General features: G+C 61.9%; 10 protein-coding genes. 3 read left to right on the top strand and 7 right to left on the bottom strand.

Annotated elements, in window-relative coordinates:
• Nucleotides 1–245 precede the first annotated feature (245 nt).
• On the top strand, nucleotides 246–443 hold the full coding sequence (locus tag KQ296_RS04510; protein WP_011933416.1) for a hypothetical protein: 198 nt from the start codon (nucleotides 246–248) through the stop codon (nucleotides 441–443).
• Here KQ296_RS04510 and KQ296_RS04505 read toward each other — a convergent pair.
• The 7 genes from KQ296_RS04505 to KQ296_RS04475 all read right to left on the bottom strand — a co-directional run bounded on the left by KQ296_RS04505 (nucleotide 440) and on the right by KQ296_RS04475 (nucleotide 12,273).
• Nucleotides 440–718: a hypothetical protein gene (locus tag KQ296_RS04505; RefSeq protein WP_011933415.1), complete on the bottom strand. Its 279-nt coding sequence runs from the start codon at nucleotides 716–718 to the stop codon at nucleotides 440–442. The genes KQ296_RS04510 and KQ296_RS04505 overlap by 4 nt on opposite strands.
• Complete coding sequence (locus KQ296_RS04500) at nucleotides 718–2,538, bottom strand: DEAD/DEAH box helicase (protein WP_011933414.1); 1,821 nt, start codon at nucleotides 2,536–2,538, stop codon at nucleotides 718–720. The genes KQ296_RS04505 and KQ296_RS04500 overlap by 1 nt, the downstream gene beginning before the upstream one ends.
• Before the next feature lie 102 nt (nucleotides 2,539–2,640).
• Nucleotides 2,641–2,988, bottom strand: a complete 348-nt coding sequence (locus tag KQ296_RS04495) for a phosphomannose isomerase type II C-terminal cupin domain (protein ID WP_041428544.1) — start codon at nucleotides 2,986–2,988, stop codon at nucleotides 2,641–2,643.
• A gap of 21 nt (nucleotides 2,989–3,009) precedes the next feature.
• Nucleotides 3,010–4,623, bottom strand: a complete 1,614-nt coding sequence (locus KQ296_RS04490) for an ATP-dependent RecD-like DNA helicase (RefSeq protein WP_011933412.1) — start codon at nucleotides 4,621–4,623, stop codon at nucleotides 3,010–3,012.
• Complete coding sequence (locus KQ296_RS04485; protein WP_011933411.1) at nucleotides 4,620–8,309, bottom strand: UvrD-helicase domain-containing protein; 3,690 nt, start codon at nucleotides 8,307–8,309, stop codon at nucleotides 4,620–4,622. Before KQ296_RS04485 ends, KQ296_RS04490 begins: the two co-directional genes overlap by 4 nt.
• Nucleotides 8,306–11,623: an exodeoxyribonuclease V subunit gamma gene (locus KQ296_RS04480; protein WP_011933410.1), complete on the bottom strand. Its 3,318-nt coding sequence runs from the start codon at nucleotides 11,621–11,623 to the stop codon at nucleotides 8,306–8,308. The genes KQ296_RS04485 and KQ296_RS04480 overlap by 4 nt, the downstream gene beginning before the upstream one ends.
• The gene (locus KQ296_RS04475; RefSeq protein ID WP_011933409.1) at nucleotides 11,617–12,273 is read right to left on the bottom strand and encodes a metallophosphoesterase; all 657 of its coding nucleotides are present in this window, start codon (nucleotides 12,271–12,273) and stop codon (nucleotides 11,617–11,619) included. Before KQ296_RS04475 ends, KQ296_RS04480 begins: the two co-directional genes overlap by 7 nt.
• An 86-nt stretch (nucleotides 12,274–12,359) precedes the next feature.
• On the opposite strand from KQ296_RS04475, the gene KQ296_RS04470 reads away from it, so the two are divergent.
• Both KQ296_RS04470 and KQ296_RS04465 read left to right on the top strand, forming a co-directional pair.
• Nucleotides 12,360–12,605, top strand: coding sequence for a hypothetical protein (locus KQ296_RS04470; protein WP_011933408.1), 246 nt, complete (start codon nucleotides 12,360–12,362; stop codon nucleotides 12,603–12,605).
• A gap of 18 nt (nucleotides 12,606–12,623) precedes the next feature.
• Nucleotides 12,624–12,827: a hypothetical protein gene (locus tag KQ296_RS04465; protein ID WP_011933407.1), complete on the top strand. Its 204-nt coding sequence runs from the start codon at nucleotides 12,624–12,626 to the stop codon at nucleotides 12,825–12,827.
• The last annotated feature ends 655 nt before the right edge of the window (nucleotides 12,828–13,482 follow it).

Here is a 13,482-nt window from a genome sequence, read left to right as displayed (position 1 = left end):
TCCTAGTTGGACCGATGGACATGTGATCAGTGAAGCCGTGGTCCGAATTGGAAAGTCCTTGATGCTGAAGCCGGAAAGCTGAAGCCTGGGGGAGCGAGCCGTTCAGAGCCGAACGCTGAATCTGATGCAACTCCAAGTTACAGCCTGGCCTGTAGCTCCGTCACAACAATTGGAAGGAAATCGGAAGTTGCTCTGCTTTTGCGTCCGGCTCCCTCCATTGTCAGGAGACCCTGACGGAGTGGCCGATGTCCGGACTCAGCCTTCGTTGTCTCGGATGGACAGCCGATGGAGAACTCATGGCAGCGGATCAGTTCGAGCTGCTGCAATCGCTGATGACAAGCTCTCAGGCCGATGTGCAGCTCGAATACATCCATTTGATCGAGGCCACCGCGCTACGCCAGCCCTGCGCCAGCCTCGAGATCACGCCAACACCGAGCTACTAGAGCTTGTAGCGCTCGGCTGCTTTCTGCTTGCAGGTGGCCTGGGCGGACTGGATCGACCCCCCTGCATTCACCGCATCGAGAAAGCATTTGCAGGTGTAGTCACCCATCCCCGCCGGAGGGGTCTTGCCCGCGTGGGCCATGGCGGCGTTGAAGCCAGCCAGGCACAACCGGGTGATCGTGTCGTTCTCTCCTGATGCCATGGCGGGTGCGATCGGGGCAACCACCAGGCTCAAAGCCAAGCCGAAAGCCGGAAGCGGTGCGTTCATCAAGGTCATCAGGCTTGGGTGATCTGCAGTTCGCGGTTCAGCACCTTGAGGCGCCTGAGTGCATTGAACACATCCTCAGGCATCCCCTTAGGAAGGTCGACAAAGCTATGGGACTCAAAAATTTGAATCCGACCAATCATGCGGCCCTGAAGCCCTGATTCATTGGCGATGGCACCCACGAGGTTTCCAGGCTTGACCCGGTCGCGGTGGCCAACCTCCACCCGGTAGCGCGTCATGTTGTCTTCCGGGGGGCGGGCCTCACGGTCGGGACGACGGCGATCCCGGCCTCGGTCCCCACGGCGATCATCACGGCGATCGTTGCGCAACGGTGTCTGCAGCCAGCTTTCATCACCACTCACCAGAAGCGGTTGATCGCCAACGGCCAGTTTCATCGCCGCCAGAGCCAGTTGATCCGCCGTGAGCTCATGCTCCTGGCCCACGCGTTGAATCAGTTCCTGCAAAAGGGAGGTTTCGTCGTTGGCTTCACAGGCGGCGGCCTGACTCAGGCGATCCCTGAGTCGGTCGAGCCGGCTCTGATTGATCTCCGCGTTGCTGGGAATGTCCATCGGCTCGATCGACTGGTTCACAGCGCGCTCGAGGTTGCCCACGAAGCGGCGTTCCCGGGGTGTGACGAACAAAATTGCCTCGCCGGTTCGACCGGCGCGTCCGGTGCGACCGATGCGGTGCACATAGGCCTCGCTGTCGAACGGCATGTCGTAGTTGATCACCAAGCCGATGCGGTCCACATCGAGCCCTCGCGCAGCAACGTCAGTCGCCACGAGGATGTTCACGGTGCCTTTGCGCAGCCGATCCACGGTGCGCTCTCTCTGGTTCTGAGGAACGTCTCCATTGAGCACAGCCACATCGTGTCCCGCCGCTTCGAGGGATTCAGCCACCGTGAGGGTGATCGCTTTGGTGCGGGCAAAGATGATCACGCCTTCACCGGTCACTGCTTCCAGGACCCGGTTGAGCGCCTCGATCTTGTGGGCGTTCTGCAACGTGATCGAGCGCTGGCGAATGCGCTTGGCCTCACGATCCTTGGTTTTGATGGTGATTTCGGCCGGTTCACGCAGGTAACGCTTCGAGAGGCGGCGGATCTCATTCGGCATCGTTGCCGAAAAGAGCACCACCTGGCGTTCCTCGGGAAGCTGGTCGAGGATCCACTCCACGTCATCGATGAAGCCCATGCGCAGCATTTCATCGGCTTCATCGAGCACCAGGCTGCGCAGCCCGGTGGTGTCGAGCGTGCCCTGTCGCATGTGATCCATCACCCTCCCTGGAGTGCCGACCACCACATCGACCCCGCGCTTGAGGGCATGGATCTGGGAGCGGAAATCCGATCCTCCGTAAATCGCGAGCACATTCAGGTGGGGATGGCCAGCGGCATAAGCCTTGAAGGAGTCAGCCACTTGCATGGCCAGTTCCCGGGTTGGGGCCAGCACCAGCACGCGCGGTGTGTTGCTGCGACCGTCGAGGCGCTCAAGCAGGGGCAGAGCAAAAGCCGCTGTTTTACCGGTGCCTGTCTGGGCTTGACCGACAAGGTCACGACCCAGCATCAGCTCCGGGAAGGCTGCTTTCTGGATCGGAGACGGTTCTTTGTAACCCTTGGCATCGAGGGTTTTAAGGAGAGCTTCGCTGAAGCCAAACCCGGCGAAGCCGGATGCGCTCTCAGCGGATTCGCCCTCGCTCGTCGCTTCGGAATCGGCGTCGCTGCAAGGCGCGATCACGGTGGTGAAGACCTCCTCGTTGGGCAGGGATTCGGAGGGAAGTTCAGAAACAGTGAGATCCACTGCGCAAGGCACTGCGGCCTGCGGGTGTGTCTGGGTCATAGAAAACGGCACTCAGCCTGATTGATCCTTCAAATCAGGCTTGCAACGTCCCATCGGCAAATGCCGCGCAGTATTGCTTGCCGTCTGTTCAAAGGTGAATGCTTAATTTATCACCCGACCAAAGTCATCTTCGAGGCGTTCGATATCACTCTCTTCGAGTGTGCTTCCGTGTTGAACTTCGATGATCAGGAGATCGCCCGGCCCACCCACGGCGCGGTGAATCGATCCGCGGGGAATGTGAAACGTGCTTCCAGCCTTCGCGTCCACCGCGTGGCCGTCACAAAGCAGCTGTCCCGAACCAGCCACCACGGTCCAGTTCTCGCTGCGATGGCGGTGGCGCTGCAGGCTCAGTCTGCAGCCCTGGCGCACCAGCAATCGTTTGAGTTTGTAGCCAGGTCCTGAAAGCAGATCCTCATACCAACCCCAGGGGCGTTCCACCCGTGTTGACACGTTTGAACCGTCGCCGCTCCCTCACAGCATGCCGTCGATCACGTCTGGCGCCAGGCGATACAGGATGAGCTGTTGGCGTGCCCGGGTCATCGCTGTGTAGAGAAGGGCTGAAGACTCCTGTGCCTCCTGTGGAGGCCAGAGCACGATCACGTTGTCGACCTCACTTCCCTGCGCCTTATGAATGGTGAGGGCTAGAGCCGGTTCCAGCTGGCGGATGCGCGCCGGATGAATCAGTCGGTACAGGCTGCCTGCATGGCCGTCGTTGCAACGGAACAGCAACCGTCGCGACGCACCGCGACCGATCGCCAGGCCCAGGTCGCCATTGGCGAGTCCGAGATCCATCTGATTTTCGCTGCACAGCACCGGCAACCCTTCAGGCCATCCCGCCGGATCATCGCCCTGCACCAGTTCGCGATGCAGGGCCTCAACACCCCAGGATCCCCGGCGACGAGGACAAAGAACGATGAGATCGTCGAGCCGCCCCAGCAGTTCTGCGCTGGTTGTGGGATTGGGTTGGCCCTCGGCGTCGGTGCTCAAGTCGGCCGTCGCGCGGCCGAGCTCGGCGAGGCGATGGCGCAAGGTTTGGGTCACCGCGTCGGGGATGCGACGGTCGCGGCAGATTTGGAGGGTGACATTCGCCCCGTCGTTCAGCCCGTTGCAGGCGTTCCAGAACGCCTCTTCGCCAGCGTCGCGGAGCAGGCTCCCCAGCCGTGCCAGCTCACCTCTGTTGCGATAGACCCGGTGGAGGCTGATGGCGGCATCACCGAAACAGTGCCGGCGCTCCGGATGCTGAAGATGGCGCCAGACCGCTCCAACGCCGATGGGCGGAAGCTGATCGGCATCTCCCACGAGCACCAGCTGTGCTTCGCGAGGCAGGGCGCTGAGCAAAGCCTGCGCGAGGTTGAGATCCACCATGGAGGCCTCATCGACCACGAGCAGATCGAGATTCAGGGGATGCCTGCCATTGCGCGCGAAGCCACTGGGGCGCGCTTCTAGAAGACGATGCAGGGTGGTGCAGGGCAAGCTCCGGGTCCGAGCGTCGCTTTGCAGCGCTTCCTCCAGGCGCCGGGCCGCCTTGCCGGTAGGAGCCGCCAGATGGATGCGCAGGGCTCCGCGTTCAGCCATGGCTTGCAGCAGCATCGCTTGCACGGTGCTGGTCTTTCCCGTTCCTGGGCCGCCGCTCACCATCACCAGGCGATGGCGTCTGATCGCTTGAACAGCAGCCCGTTGTTCCGTATTGAGCCTCCCGAGGTCAGGGGGAAGGCTGTCCGTGGGAAGGCTGTCCGTTTTAAGGCTGCCGCTGGGTTGTGCGTGACTGCGATCAATGAGCTCCAGCTCCAGGCGCTGCATGGCCTGATGCCAGCGCGTCCAGTGCAGTTGATCGCCATCGAGAACCATCACCTGAGGAGGATCCGTGAGCCAGCCGCTGCGCTCGAGCAGCTCGCGCTGGTTCTCCTCGATGCGCAAGCTGGTGTCTCCCGCGCTCAGTGCGGCAGTGAGTGCCTGAACGAGTTCCTCGAGCGCCTGCTGATCCGTCGCTGACAGGTCTGCCGCAGGAGGGCGGCGGCGGCGCAGCATGGCCATCACGCCGTCGCCGAGTTGCAGGCTGCGTTGTGCCCCTTCGCTGCGGATCATGGCTGGGTTCCCTGGAGAAGCGTGTTCAGATGCTCGAGCCGTTGCAATGGGGCTGGCTCGATGATGACCCCGCTTCCTCCCTGCTCACTGACGCCGCGCAGAAAGACGTAGGCATAGCCGCCGAGATGGCGCTCAGGGGAATAGTCGATCAGGCGCCACTGCAGGAAGCGGTGCAGGGCAACCAGGTAGAGGTGGGCTTGAAGCGGGTAGTGGTGCTGAAGCATCTGCTCCTCCATCGCGGCTTGGGTGTAGTGCCGCGGGCCGCAGTGCAGGGGCTGACCTTCACCATCCCGCTCGCCGATCCAGTTGCTTTTCCAATCGGCGACCCACCATCGGGCCGTGCTCAGATCATCCCCATCGGTGAACACCAGATCGATCGAGCCGGTGAGAAAGCCCCGGCTGTGAATGTCGAGCGTCTCCAGCTGCGCGGCGTAGTCCGAACCGAACCGCTGCTTGGGATCGCAGCGGAAGGCTCTGGCGAGCGTCGAGGCCCGCACAGCGCTGCCTGCATGGGCGACTGGAAGATCGAAGCTGAGTTCATGCAGGCGCCGGCCGCTGTGGAGATCAGCCAGGCGCAGCTGGCCGAGAGGTCCGCCAAACGGTGAACGGAGCAGGGTGCTGATGGCGCTCAAAACGTCATCCTGCAAGGAGAGGTCTAGGCCTGAACGGCTCAGCTCTCGGGCAACGAGCTCCTGGTTGGCGGGTTGTTCGACCGGCTGATCGAAGGGAAGCTGCTCCAGAATCCGGTGCAGGCAATCCCCTGCTGACGCGCCGCGGGGGAATGTTCTGAGAGCGCCATTGCGTGGTGGCAAGGCGTCGCCTAACTCCCGTTCAACGTCACTGCTAAGCCCTACGGCTGGTTCGCGCAGCGAAGAGGTGTCGGTGCCCGCATCCACATCCCGGCCTTCTTCGAGTTCGTGGGGGTTGCTGCGCTTGCTTGGGTGGTGGTTCGAGGCACTGGCGATCCATGCCGAGTAGCTGCTGCGTCCCCAGGAGCGATCCAGGGCTCCCTTCGGGACTGGTGCACACTGCAGTGTCTGGTTCTGTCTGGGTGGGGTCCAGCGCTGATGGGCCGCTGGAGAACGCGGATGATGCAGGCTGATGTGCGGATGGTTTCCATCGGCCAGTGCACTCAGCCAGGGATCCAGAGGGTTGCCACTGGGGTTGGCTTCTCCAGCGCTGAACAGCACCAAATGGCGTTCAGCGCGGGTGAGCGCCACGTAGGCCAGGCGTTCGGCCTCCGCCATGCAGTCCAGTGCGTCGGCGCAGGCAGCGGCCTGGCCGCTGCCCCAGTGCGGATTCAGGGCCACCCTCCAGCTCCCTGTGGGATCGCCTGCGGGAAGACGCCATAGCGGCCCTTTCCCAGGGGATGGCGCCTCCCAGAGGTAAGGGCAAATCACCACGGGATATTGCAAGCCCTTGCTGCGGTGCACCGTCACCACGGCCACGGCGCTGGCCGCCAGATCGCTGTAGGGCTGACGCTGATCCGGCACGTTGTCCGGTGGATGCAGGCGTTGGCGGCGTAGCCAGTCGGCCCCTCCTGCAGCATTGAGCCCTTGTCGGTGCATGGCGTCCTGCACCAGGCGTGCGCACTGCAGCAGATCCCCAAGGAGCCGTCCGCGGATGGAGAGGTCCGCCAGGGTTTCCCCTTCCAGCAACTGGGCCAGGCAGCCCATCAGTCCCAGCCGTGGCAAGGCTTCGGCCAGGGTCTGCAGCTTGGCGGCGAACAGGTCGAGCTGTCCGGTTTGTTCGCAGGCCTCGAGGGTGTGAGCAGGCCATTGCATCAGGGCTCCTGCCGCCAGTCGACGCAGTCGTTCATTGTCCGCTGGTCGGGCCAGGCCATCGAGAAACCACTGCAACTCACCGGCCCCCTGGCTGCTGAGCACATCCCCTGGGCTGATCAGGCGGCTGGGCAGGCCAACCTTTGAAAGCTGGTCACGGATCGCTTCAGCCTGTCGGTGGCGACTCACAAGGATGCAGAAGTCGGCAGGCGTGAGCGAGGCGTCGTTGCCGAGGATCTGGAGCAGCAGATCCGCAGCGAAGCAAGGGATGGTCGCCTCCAGATCGGTTCGGCTCCTGCTCCCATCGGCATCATCGGGATTGAACGCGAGGATTTGCAGGGGGGCCGTCTCTGGCGGGAGCGTCAGAGGGGTGCAGCTGGCCTTCGCCGATACCGCTGGAACGCTGAGTTCGGAGTGCTTGAGTCCTGGGGACATCAAGTGATTCATGGCCTCCATCAGTGGAGGTGTGGTGCGCCGGTTATCGAGCAGGTCGTCGATGCGATCGACCTGAGCACGAGCAGTTTTGTAGGTCTGGAGATCACCACCGCGAAAGCGATAAATCGCCTGTTTGGGGTCACCCACCATCAACAGCAGGTGGTCACTGGAGGCAAAGCACTGGTGCAGGAGGTTCCACTGCAGGGGATCGGTGTCTTGAAATTCATCGATCAACGCAACCTTGTAACGCTCGCGCAGGGCTGTGATCCACGCTTGGGATCGGGATGGATCGGTTGGGTTCAGTGCATCGAGCAGGCCGGAGAAACCCACCACCCCGCGCCGTTGGCGTCGTTGGTCAATCTCCTGCAAGCCGCGTATGAGCAGATAGCGCCAGGTTTGCTCCCCAGGTCCATCCCAGAGTTCAGCGATGGCTCGCATCAGCTCCGGTCTGGGCAGACTCGGTGCGTCTTCGCCGCATTTCCGGGCTGTTTTGGCAAAGACGCCCGGGTGGTAATAAGTGCCCAGTAAGTCCTGATTGCGCACGTTTGCGTAACGAATCGGTAACGATTGCGTGTCGTTCTTTGTCTGAAGCCAGGTGCTCAGCAGAGCGGCGCGATTCTTTCTGGGGTTGCGGCTGTACGGCTTCGTGTCCTTGCAGCCGAGGCTGTGCCAGTCCTGCGCGCAATCGCGCAGGCAACGCTCGAGGGCGTCGCCGTCCTGGCTCCAGAGCTCGCCAACCTGCAACCAGCGCTGCTCGAGCCAGATGGGAAAGACATCCCGCAGAGCGGTTTCAGTATCAATGACCTCGGCGTCTTCGGCGATCCGCACACCGCAATCACCATCAAGACGCAGGAGTTCGGCCGTCAGGGTGTCTTCCCGCAGCCCTGACTGCAAGAGCCCAGCGACATCATCGGGATCAAGGGTGAGGACCTGTTCGCGCCAGAGGTCATGGGCGACCTCTTCCACCAGGGTCTGAGGGTCATCATCAACGGAGAGGTCCATGCTTCGGCCACTGTCCAGGGCTTGGCGGCGGAGGGTGCGCCGGCAGAAGCCATGGATGGTGGTGATGTCGGCTCGCTCCAGTGCTTCGAGAGCTTCAAGAAGCAGGCTCGCCTTGCTTTTACGCCCTGTTGGATCGCGGCCGTGCTCCGCCAGCCATTCCTGAAGAACCGCATCGGTCGCCATGGCCTCGCCATCGCCTCCCTGTTCAAGACATAGAAGGCCTTGAAGCGCTCCGTCGAGTCGCTTGCCGATCCGGTCGCGCAGTTCGTCGGCCGCGGCTTCTGTGAACGTCACCACCAGCAGCGCATCGAGTTTGAGCTCCCGTTCCACCACGAGTCGCATCACCAGATGGGCCAGGGCAAAGGTTTTGCCGGTGCCTGCACTGGCCTCCAACAATCTCAGCCCTGGGTTGAGCGGGTAACGGTTCGGTTCGAACCGGATGGTGCGGGCGTCCCCTGGGCCTGTCATGGACGTCTGGCCTCGAGCAGCGGGGCATACAAGCTGTCGAACGCACTGTCGAACCCCGGGCTGCTGAGCAGTCGTTCCGCATCGCAACCGTTACCGAAACAGGCCTGGAGATCACTGCGTTCCCGTTCCGCCCAGCGTTTGATGCCGCCATGCCAGCACGCGCTGAAGGCGCGGTCGGCAACGTCTCTGCCTTTGGCCAGAGCAACGGCCCGGGCCAGTCCGCTTTCCGGGGGGATCGGCCAGCAGATCCGGCGTCCTTCCTCAGCCAGCGCGAACAGGTCGCTGAGTAAGCCATCAGCCTGCTGCGACTCCATCGGCAGCCAGCGCATGGCGATGCTGAAGGTTTCAGCTTTGCTGCTGCTCTCACCGCGGCAGATCACCACCGTCGGAGCGGCTCGGCCGGCCCGTTGGTTGAGCAGATGCTTCAGCCAGCCCTCGAGCACGCTGCGGGCCTGAAGCTTGGAGGCACTGATCAACACCGCGGTCTCTCCCGCCATGGGCAGGGGAGGAGTGGCAAGCCTTTCCCATCGCGGAGGCTGCTGGAGGGATCCGAGGCTGAACAGAGTGGTTTGCAGGTTTTTCCAGCGTTGTTCCAGGCGGATGTCGTCCAAGGCCCCCCCAGCCCCGGGCGGCAGCAGTCCCCGGCCCTGACTCCAGCGGATCCACTCTCCAGATCTGGTGACGTCCCACCGGGCTTCAGGGTGGGTCTTGAGCCGATCGAGTTCATCACGCAGGCGCTCGGTGATCAAGGCGCGGAGGGTGCGTTCGGGCAGGGCCAGCGGTGCACGATCTTCAACGGCATCGCACCATTCCCCGGCTTCGATGCCCCGCTCCCGCAGCCAGGCTCTTTGGGGAGCCTGCAGCCAGCGTTCCAGCTGTTCCACTTGGTCGCTGTTCAGCGTGGTGGCGTGCGCTGGCGGGGGAGGCGCCTCCGGGGGCCAGTGAATGGGCAGGGCGAGACCGAGGGGGGCGTGGCCTGGGGCCCGGCCTTGCGGATCATCCAGGCACTGCCGGGCCTGAAGCAGGCGACGGTCGCAGCTCAAAGCGTGCGTTTTGGCAGGGATGAAGTTGGCTGCATCCAAAGGGTTGGCCGGTGGTTCGATCAGCACCTGTGCCATCGCCTCCTCGCTGAGCTCCTGGCGCAGCAGGTTGAGCCACTGCTGCACGGGCGGGCAGGGTGGCAGTGCGTCGCCCCGTCGTTCGTCACGGCTGCTCCAGCTGATTAAGAGGTGCTGACGGGAGGAGAGCAGCGCCTCGAGCAGCACATAGCGATCCTGATCCGTACTGCTTGGGTCCCCAAGCCGCCGCTGCCGCTCCAGCAGATGAAATCCCGGGCGTTCGCGCGTGCGCGGAAAGGAGGCGGCATCCAGCCCCATCAGCACGATCACCCGATGGGGGATGGCACGCATCGGTTCGAGGGCGCTCACGGTCATGGCACCGCTGCGGTGCCCGAAGCGGCCACTGTCGGCCGACAGTGCTTCCTCGAGAACTGCGATCACCACAGTGGTTTCCAGGTTGAGCTCGCAGTGGCCTGCCTGGATCAGCCAGGTCTCTAGGCCTTGCTGGATGGCCTGCAGTTCCCAATCCCAGGCACCGCCGTCGCCGAAGAGATCGGAGAGCAGCCGCCGCAAGCGTTCCACCCACACCGTGCAGCTTCCGCTTTGGCGCAACTGCGCGATCCACTGGGCGATCTGGTCCAGGAGTGGCCACCAGCGCTCGAGCTGCTGAAGGCTGAGATCCGCGACGGCGGGTGCACAGCTGCCGAGTGCCAGGCCAGGCTCATCGGGGAGGATCAGGCCGATGAGCCAGCGATCCAGGCACCAGCGCAGGCTGTGGGTGTCATCGCCATGGCGCTCCTCTCGATCGAGTCCCCAACGGAAGCCGCTGCGTTGCAAGGCAGCGGTGATGTCCATCGCCTCCTGGGCCTCAAGACCCTGAAGATCGAGAAACGCCGGATTGCTCATCAGTGCTTCCAGTCCTGTGGCGGTGAGACGCTCCGCACTGAGCTGCAGCAGGGTCATGAAGGCCTGCTGCAATCCAGGGCTGTTCTGCTGACTGCGGTCCGTCAGGCGCCAGGGCAGATCCACTCCAGTGGCGTCCTGGTCAGAGAGCACGGAGGCCAGCAGCGGGGCATAACGCTCAACATCGGGAGTCATCACGAGGATGTCCCGGGGTTGAAGCGTGGAATCGTCGGCCATCCAGTGAAGAATCTGGTCCCGCACCAGCTGCACTTCCCGCCAGGGGCCTGCACAGCCCATGAACAGCAGCGAGCGATCAGCGCTCGTGTGCTGCAAGGGAAAGTGTTCGCTGCTTGCGAGCTGTCGTTGCAGTTGCTCCAGTAAGGACCCCTGCCTGCCTTCAGACGCTGCCATCGCCACCGGGTCGGCGAACAGATCAGCCTGGTCCGTGCTGCTGAGTAAGCAGTCGCCACTGCCCTCCAGCAGCAGCTGGAATTCCCCTCCCATGCGACCGAGGATGGCCTCCAGTTTCGGAGCCTCGATCAGCCAGGTTCCATCAGGGGATGCGGTCCAGTTCTCGCCCAGTCGGCGCCGTCGTTGCGCTGATCGCTCCCACAGGTCTGGGCAGGGCGTTAGCAAGTAGAGCTCCACCTGCATCACGGCAGCCAGTGCCTGCAGCAGATCGATCTGCACTGGGGCGAGATTGCTGAGACCGAACAGCCTCAGGCGCTTCGGCAGTGGTGTGGCCGGCGCCTGCCCCGAGCGCAGCTGATCCACGGCCTGTTGAACCTGCAGGCCGAAGGGTTCGCAGGGAAGGCGCTCAGCAAGCGCACGCACAAGCAGGGGCTGCCAACGCAGAACGGCTGGGAGATGGTCTCCGTCATCGCCAGCCAGCCAGCCAGCCAGGTCTTGGGGGCGGTAGAGCGCGTAATCATCCACCGCATCCGCCAGCTGGCGAGCAAGCAACCACTGCTCCCGCGTCAGCGCGTCGCTTGTCGTGCGCTGATTGTTCCACCACTGCCTGAGCGGCTTGGCTTCCTCACACTGCATCAGTTGCGGAAGCACAGCGATCACCGTCCACACCAAGCGTTCGGCACGCCAGGGATCCTCCAGGGGGGGCTCCTTGCTCAGCACGGCTTGCGCCAGTTGGCGCAGGCGGCTCCCGGGAAAAGGGAAGCGAACGAGGGCGCTGATTCCGTTGAAGCTGGCCAGGCGTTCCCCAAGCCAACGGCTCGTGGGCCAGGTGTTCACCACCACTTCAACCTGTTCGAAAGGCCCTGGTGGGTTGAGATTGAGCTCCTGAGCGAGCAGCTGAGCCAGAAGCTCGGCTCGGTTGCTGCGATAAATCCTCAGCAAGGCAGCCCTGTGGCCAGTTCCCGTGAGTGCGTCTCAGTCGTCGAGACAGCTCTGGGGCCCTGCACCTGAACCACCGCATCGGTTTCAGGGCAAAAAGCCGACAGCAGGCCGCCGTAGACGGCGCCAGTGTCGATCATCACGATGTGGCCTTGGCACTCCACAGTGGGTCGCGGGGTATGGCCCACAACGACCCGGCCGTAGCGCCCGTCGTAGTGATCCCAGAAGGGTTCACGGATGTGCAGGTCGGGGCGACCGGAGTTGTCAAATCCTGCGTGGGTGGCGACCCACCCTTCGCCTTGGAACACCTCAGGGAGCTGCCGCAGACGCTGCAGCCACTGGCGAGAGAGAGAATCCCCGAGCTGGCGATAGGTGTCGATCGTCAAGAGGTCGTCATGGCCGCTGGCGGGGGATTGCTCAAGACCCTGGAGTAAGGCCTGCTCATGGTTGCCGCGCAGCCATGTGGCCCGCCCTGCGCAAACCAGATCCCAAACCTGATTCATGCAGTTGGCAATGGCAGGCCCTCGGTTGATCACATCACCGCAGAACACCAAGTGGTCGTGATGGGGGAGAACCGCCAGCAGCCTGACCAGGGCTTCATGGCACCCGTGAACATCACCGATGACCCAGTGCTTTGCCTGTGCGGCCGCCATTGCCATGAACAATTTTCGTTGATTCTGAAGGCTTCGGCTGTTCCTGTCTGCGGAGATGGTTACTGTTACCAGCTTTCGTAACCCCTATGGATCCTCGTTCGCTTCCTGTGGCCCGTCGGGTCGCCCTGTTGGTTCAAGCTCTGGATGGAGCGAAAAAAACAAACGAGGCGCTGGCACGCTGCAGCAACGGTGAGGAGATGCTCGACGTTCTTTTGGGGGCGTCCCAGAAGCTCGGGCTCGGGTTAACGCGTGAGCAGTTGAGCAACACCCCACCCATTCGCGATTGGGTGTGGTGGAAAAACAAGGAAGCGCCGATCACGATTGGGCGTTAAAAGACGTGTTGAGGAATTGTGTCTAAGTTTCGGGGGGTGGTAAAGGGGATTTTCTTTGGCGCGAATCATCTCCTTTCTTTTCGCTGGGTTTTGGAACTTGACCCCTTCAGTCCAGCTTTGGGTGCCATGCCCTTGCAGGCATCAGTACCCCAGGATGAGGGCTATAAATCGATTAATGATGCTGAAGATGGCACGCTTTCAAATGCCAAGAAAGGCTTTTGAAATCAACTAATGGGTAGTGGAAGCCTGTCGCAAAAAGCACAGTACTCTCCCATGTGAGCCACTTTTGCTGCCAATGATTTAATCTAGACAATTATTTTGAGTTAATATTGGGACTTACCGTTATCTTGCTTTGTTTGATCCAGGTGTTTTCTGGGTTTTCGGATCACTATTGCTCGAGTGCTGAATCAATCACGCGTTGTTCGTAAAGTTTTCGGAAGCATTACGTTTCTCTTGTGGGGTGATCAGGGAGTGAGTTGGATCTCAACCCTGCTTCTGACGGCAGCTTGCTGCTTTGTCAGCTAACGAATAGAGAACCCCGCTAATTGGATGGGATTTAAATGCTTGCAAGGAGATGGATGACGACAACAGCGCCCTCTGATTTGTCTTGCAGATCTTGTATCGTTTTTGGCTCTAAGGCTTCCGGCTTCCTGAACAGTGGCGACTACCATTCAGACGTGTAAAGCTTAGAATAGGTTTTGTACGTCGTTTCATTATCTAGTCCTGAGATGGCGAGATAGGTTACGCCTGGTTTTTGGTCACATCCAATTTCTACCACCATGTAATCGTCGTTATGGCAAGCCGTTACGTATGCTATTCTCTTTTTTGTCAATCTCAAGTGATTTGTTGAATCCATTCGCATTGAGCAAGGCCTTTG

Origin of the sequence: Synechococcus sp. CS-197 (assembly GCF_025128215.1) — a bacterium.
In the GTDB taxonomy this organism is placed as follows: Bacteria; Cyanobacteriota; Cyanobacteriia; order PCC-6307; family Cyanobiaceae; genus Synechococcus_C.
The sequence above is the reverse complement of the archived record's forward strand: the minus strand, read 5'-3'. Positions and strand labels throughout refer to the sequence as shown.

Excerpts from the sequence above, each read along its gene's own strand:
- KQ296_RS04485 (WP_011933411.1), bottom strand. The coding sequence starts at position 8,309 with ATGACAGGCCCAGGGGACGCCCGCACCATCCGGTTCGAACCGAACCGT.
- KQ296_RS04500 (WP_011933414.1), bottom strand. The coding sequence starts at position 2,538 with ATGACCCAGACACACCCGCAGGCCGCAGTGCCTTGCGCAGTGGATCTC.
- KQ296_RS04475 (WP_011933409.1), bottom strand. The coding sequence starts at position 12,273 with ATGGCGGCCGCACAGGCAAAGCACTGGGTCATCGGTGATGTTCACGGG.
- KQ296_RS04505 (WP_011933415.1), bottom strand. The coding sequence starts at position 718 with ATGACCTTGATGAACGCACCGCTTCCGGCTTTCGGCTTGGCTTTGAGC.
- KQ296_RS04490 (WP_011933412.1), bottom strand. The coding sequence starts at position 4,623 with ATGATCCGCAGCGAAGGGGCACAACGCAGCCTGCAACTCGGCGACGGC.
- KQ296_RS04470 (WP_011933408.1), top strand. The coding sequence starts at position 12,360 with ATGGATCCTCGTTCGCTTCCTGTGGCCCGTCGGGTCGCCCTGTTGGTT.
- KQ296_RS04510 (WP_011933416.1), top strand. The coding sequence starts at position 246 with ATGTCCGGACTCAGCCTTCGTTGTCTCGGATGGACAGCCGATGGAGAA.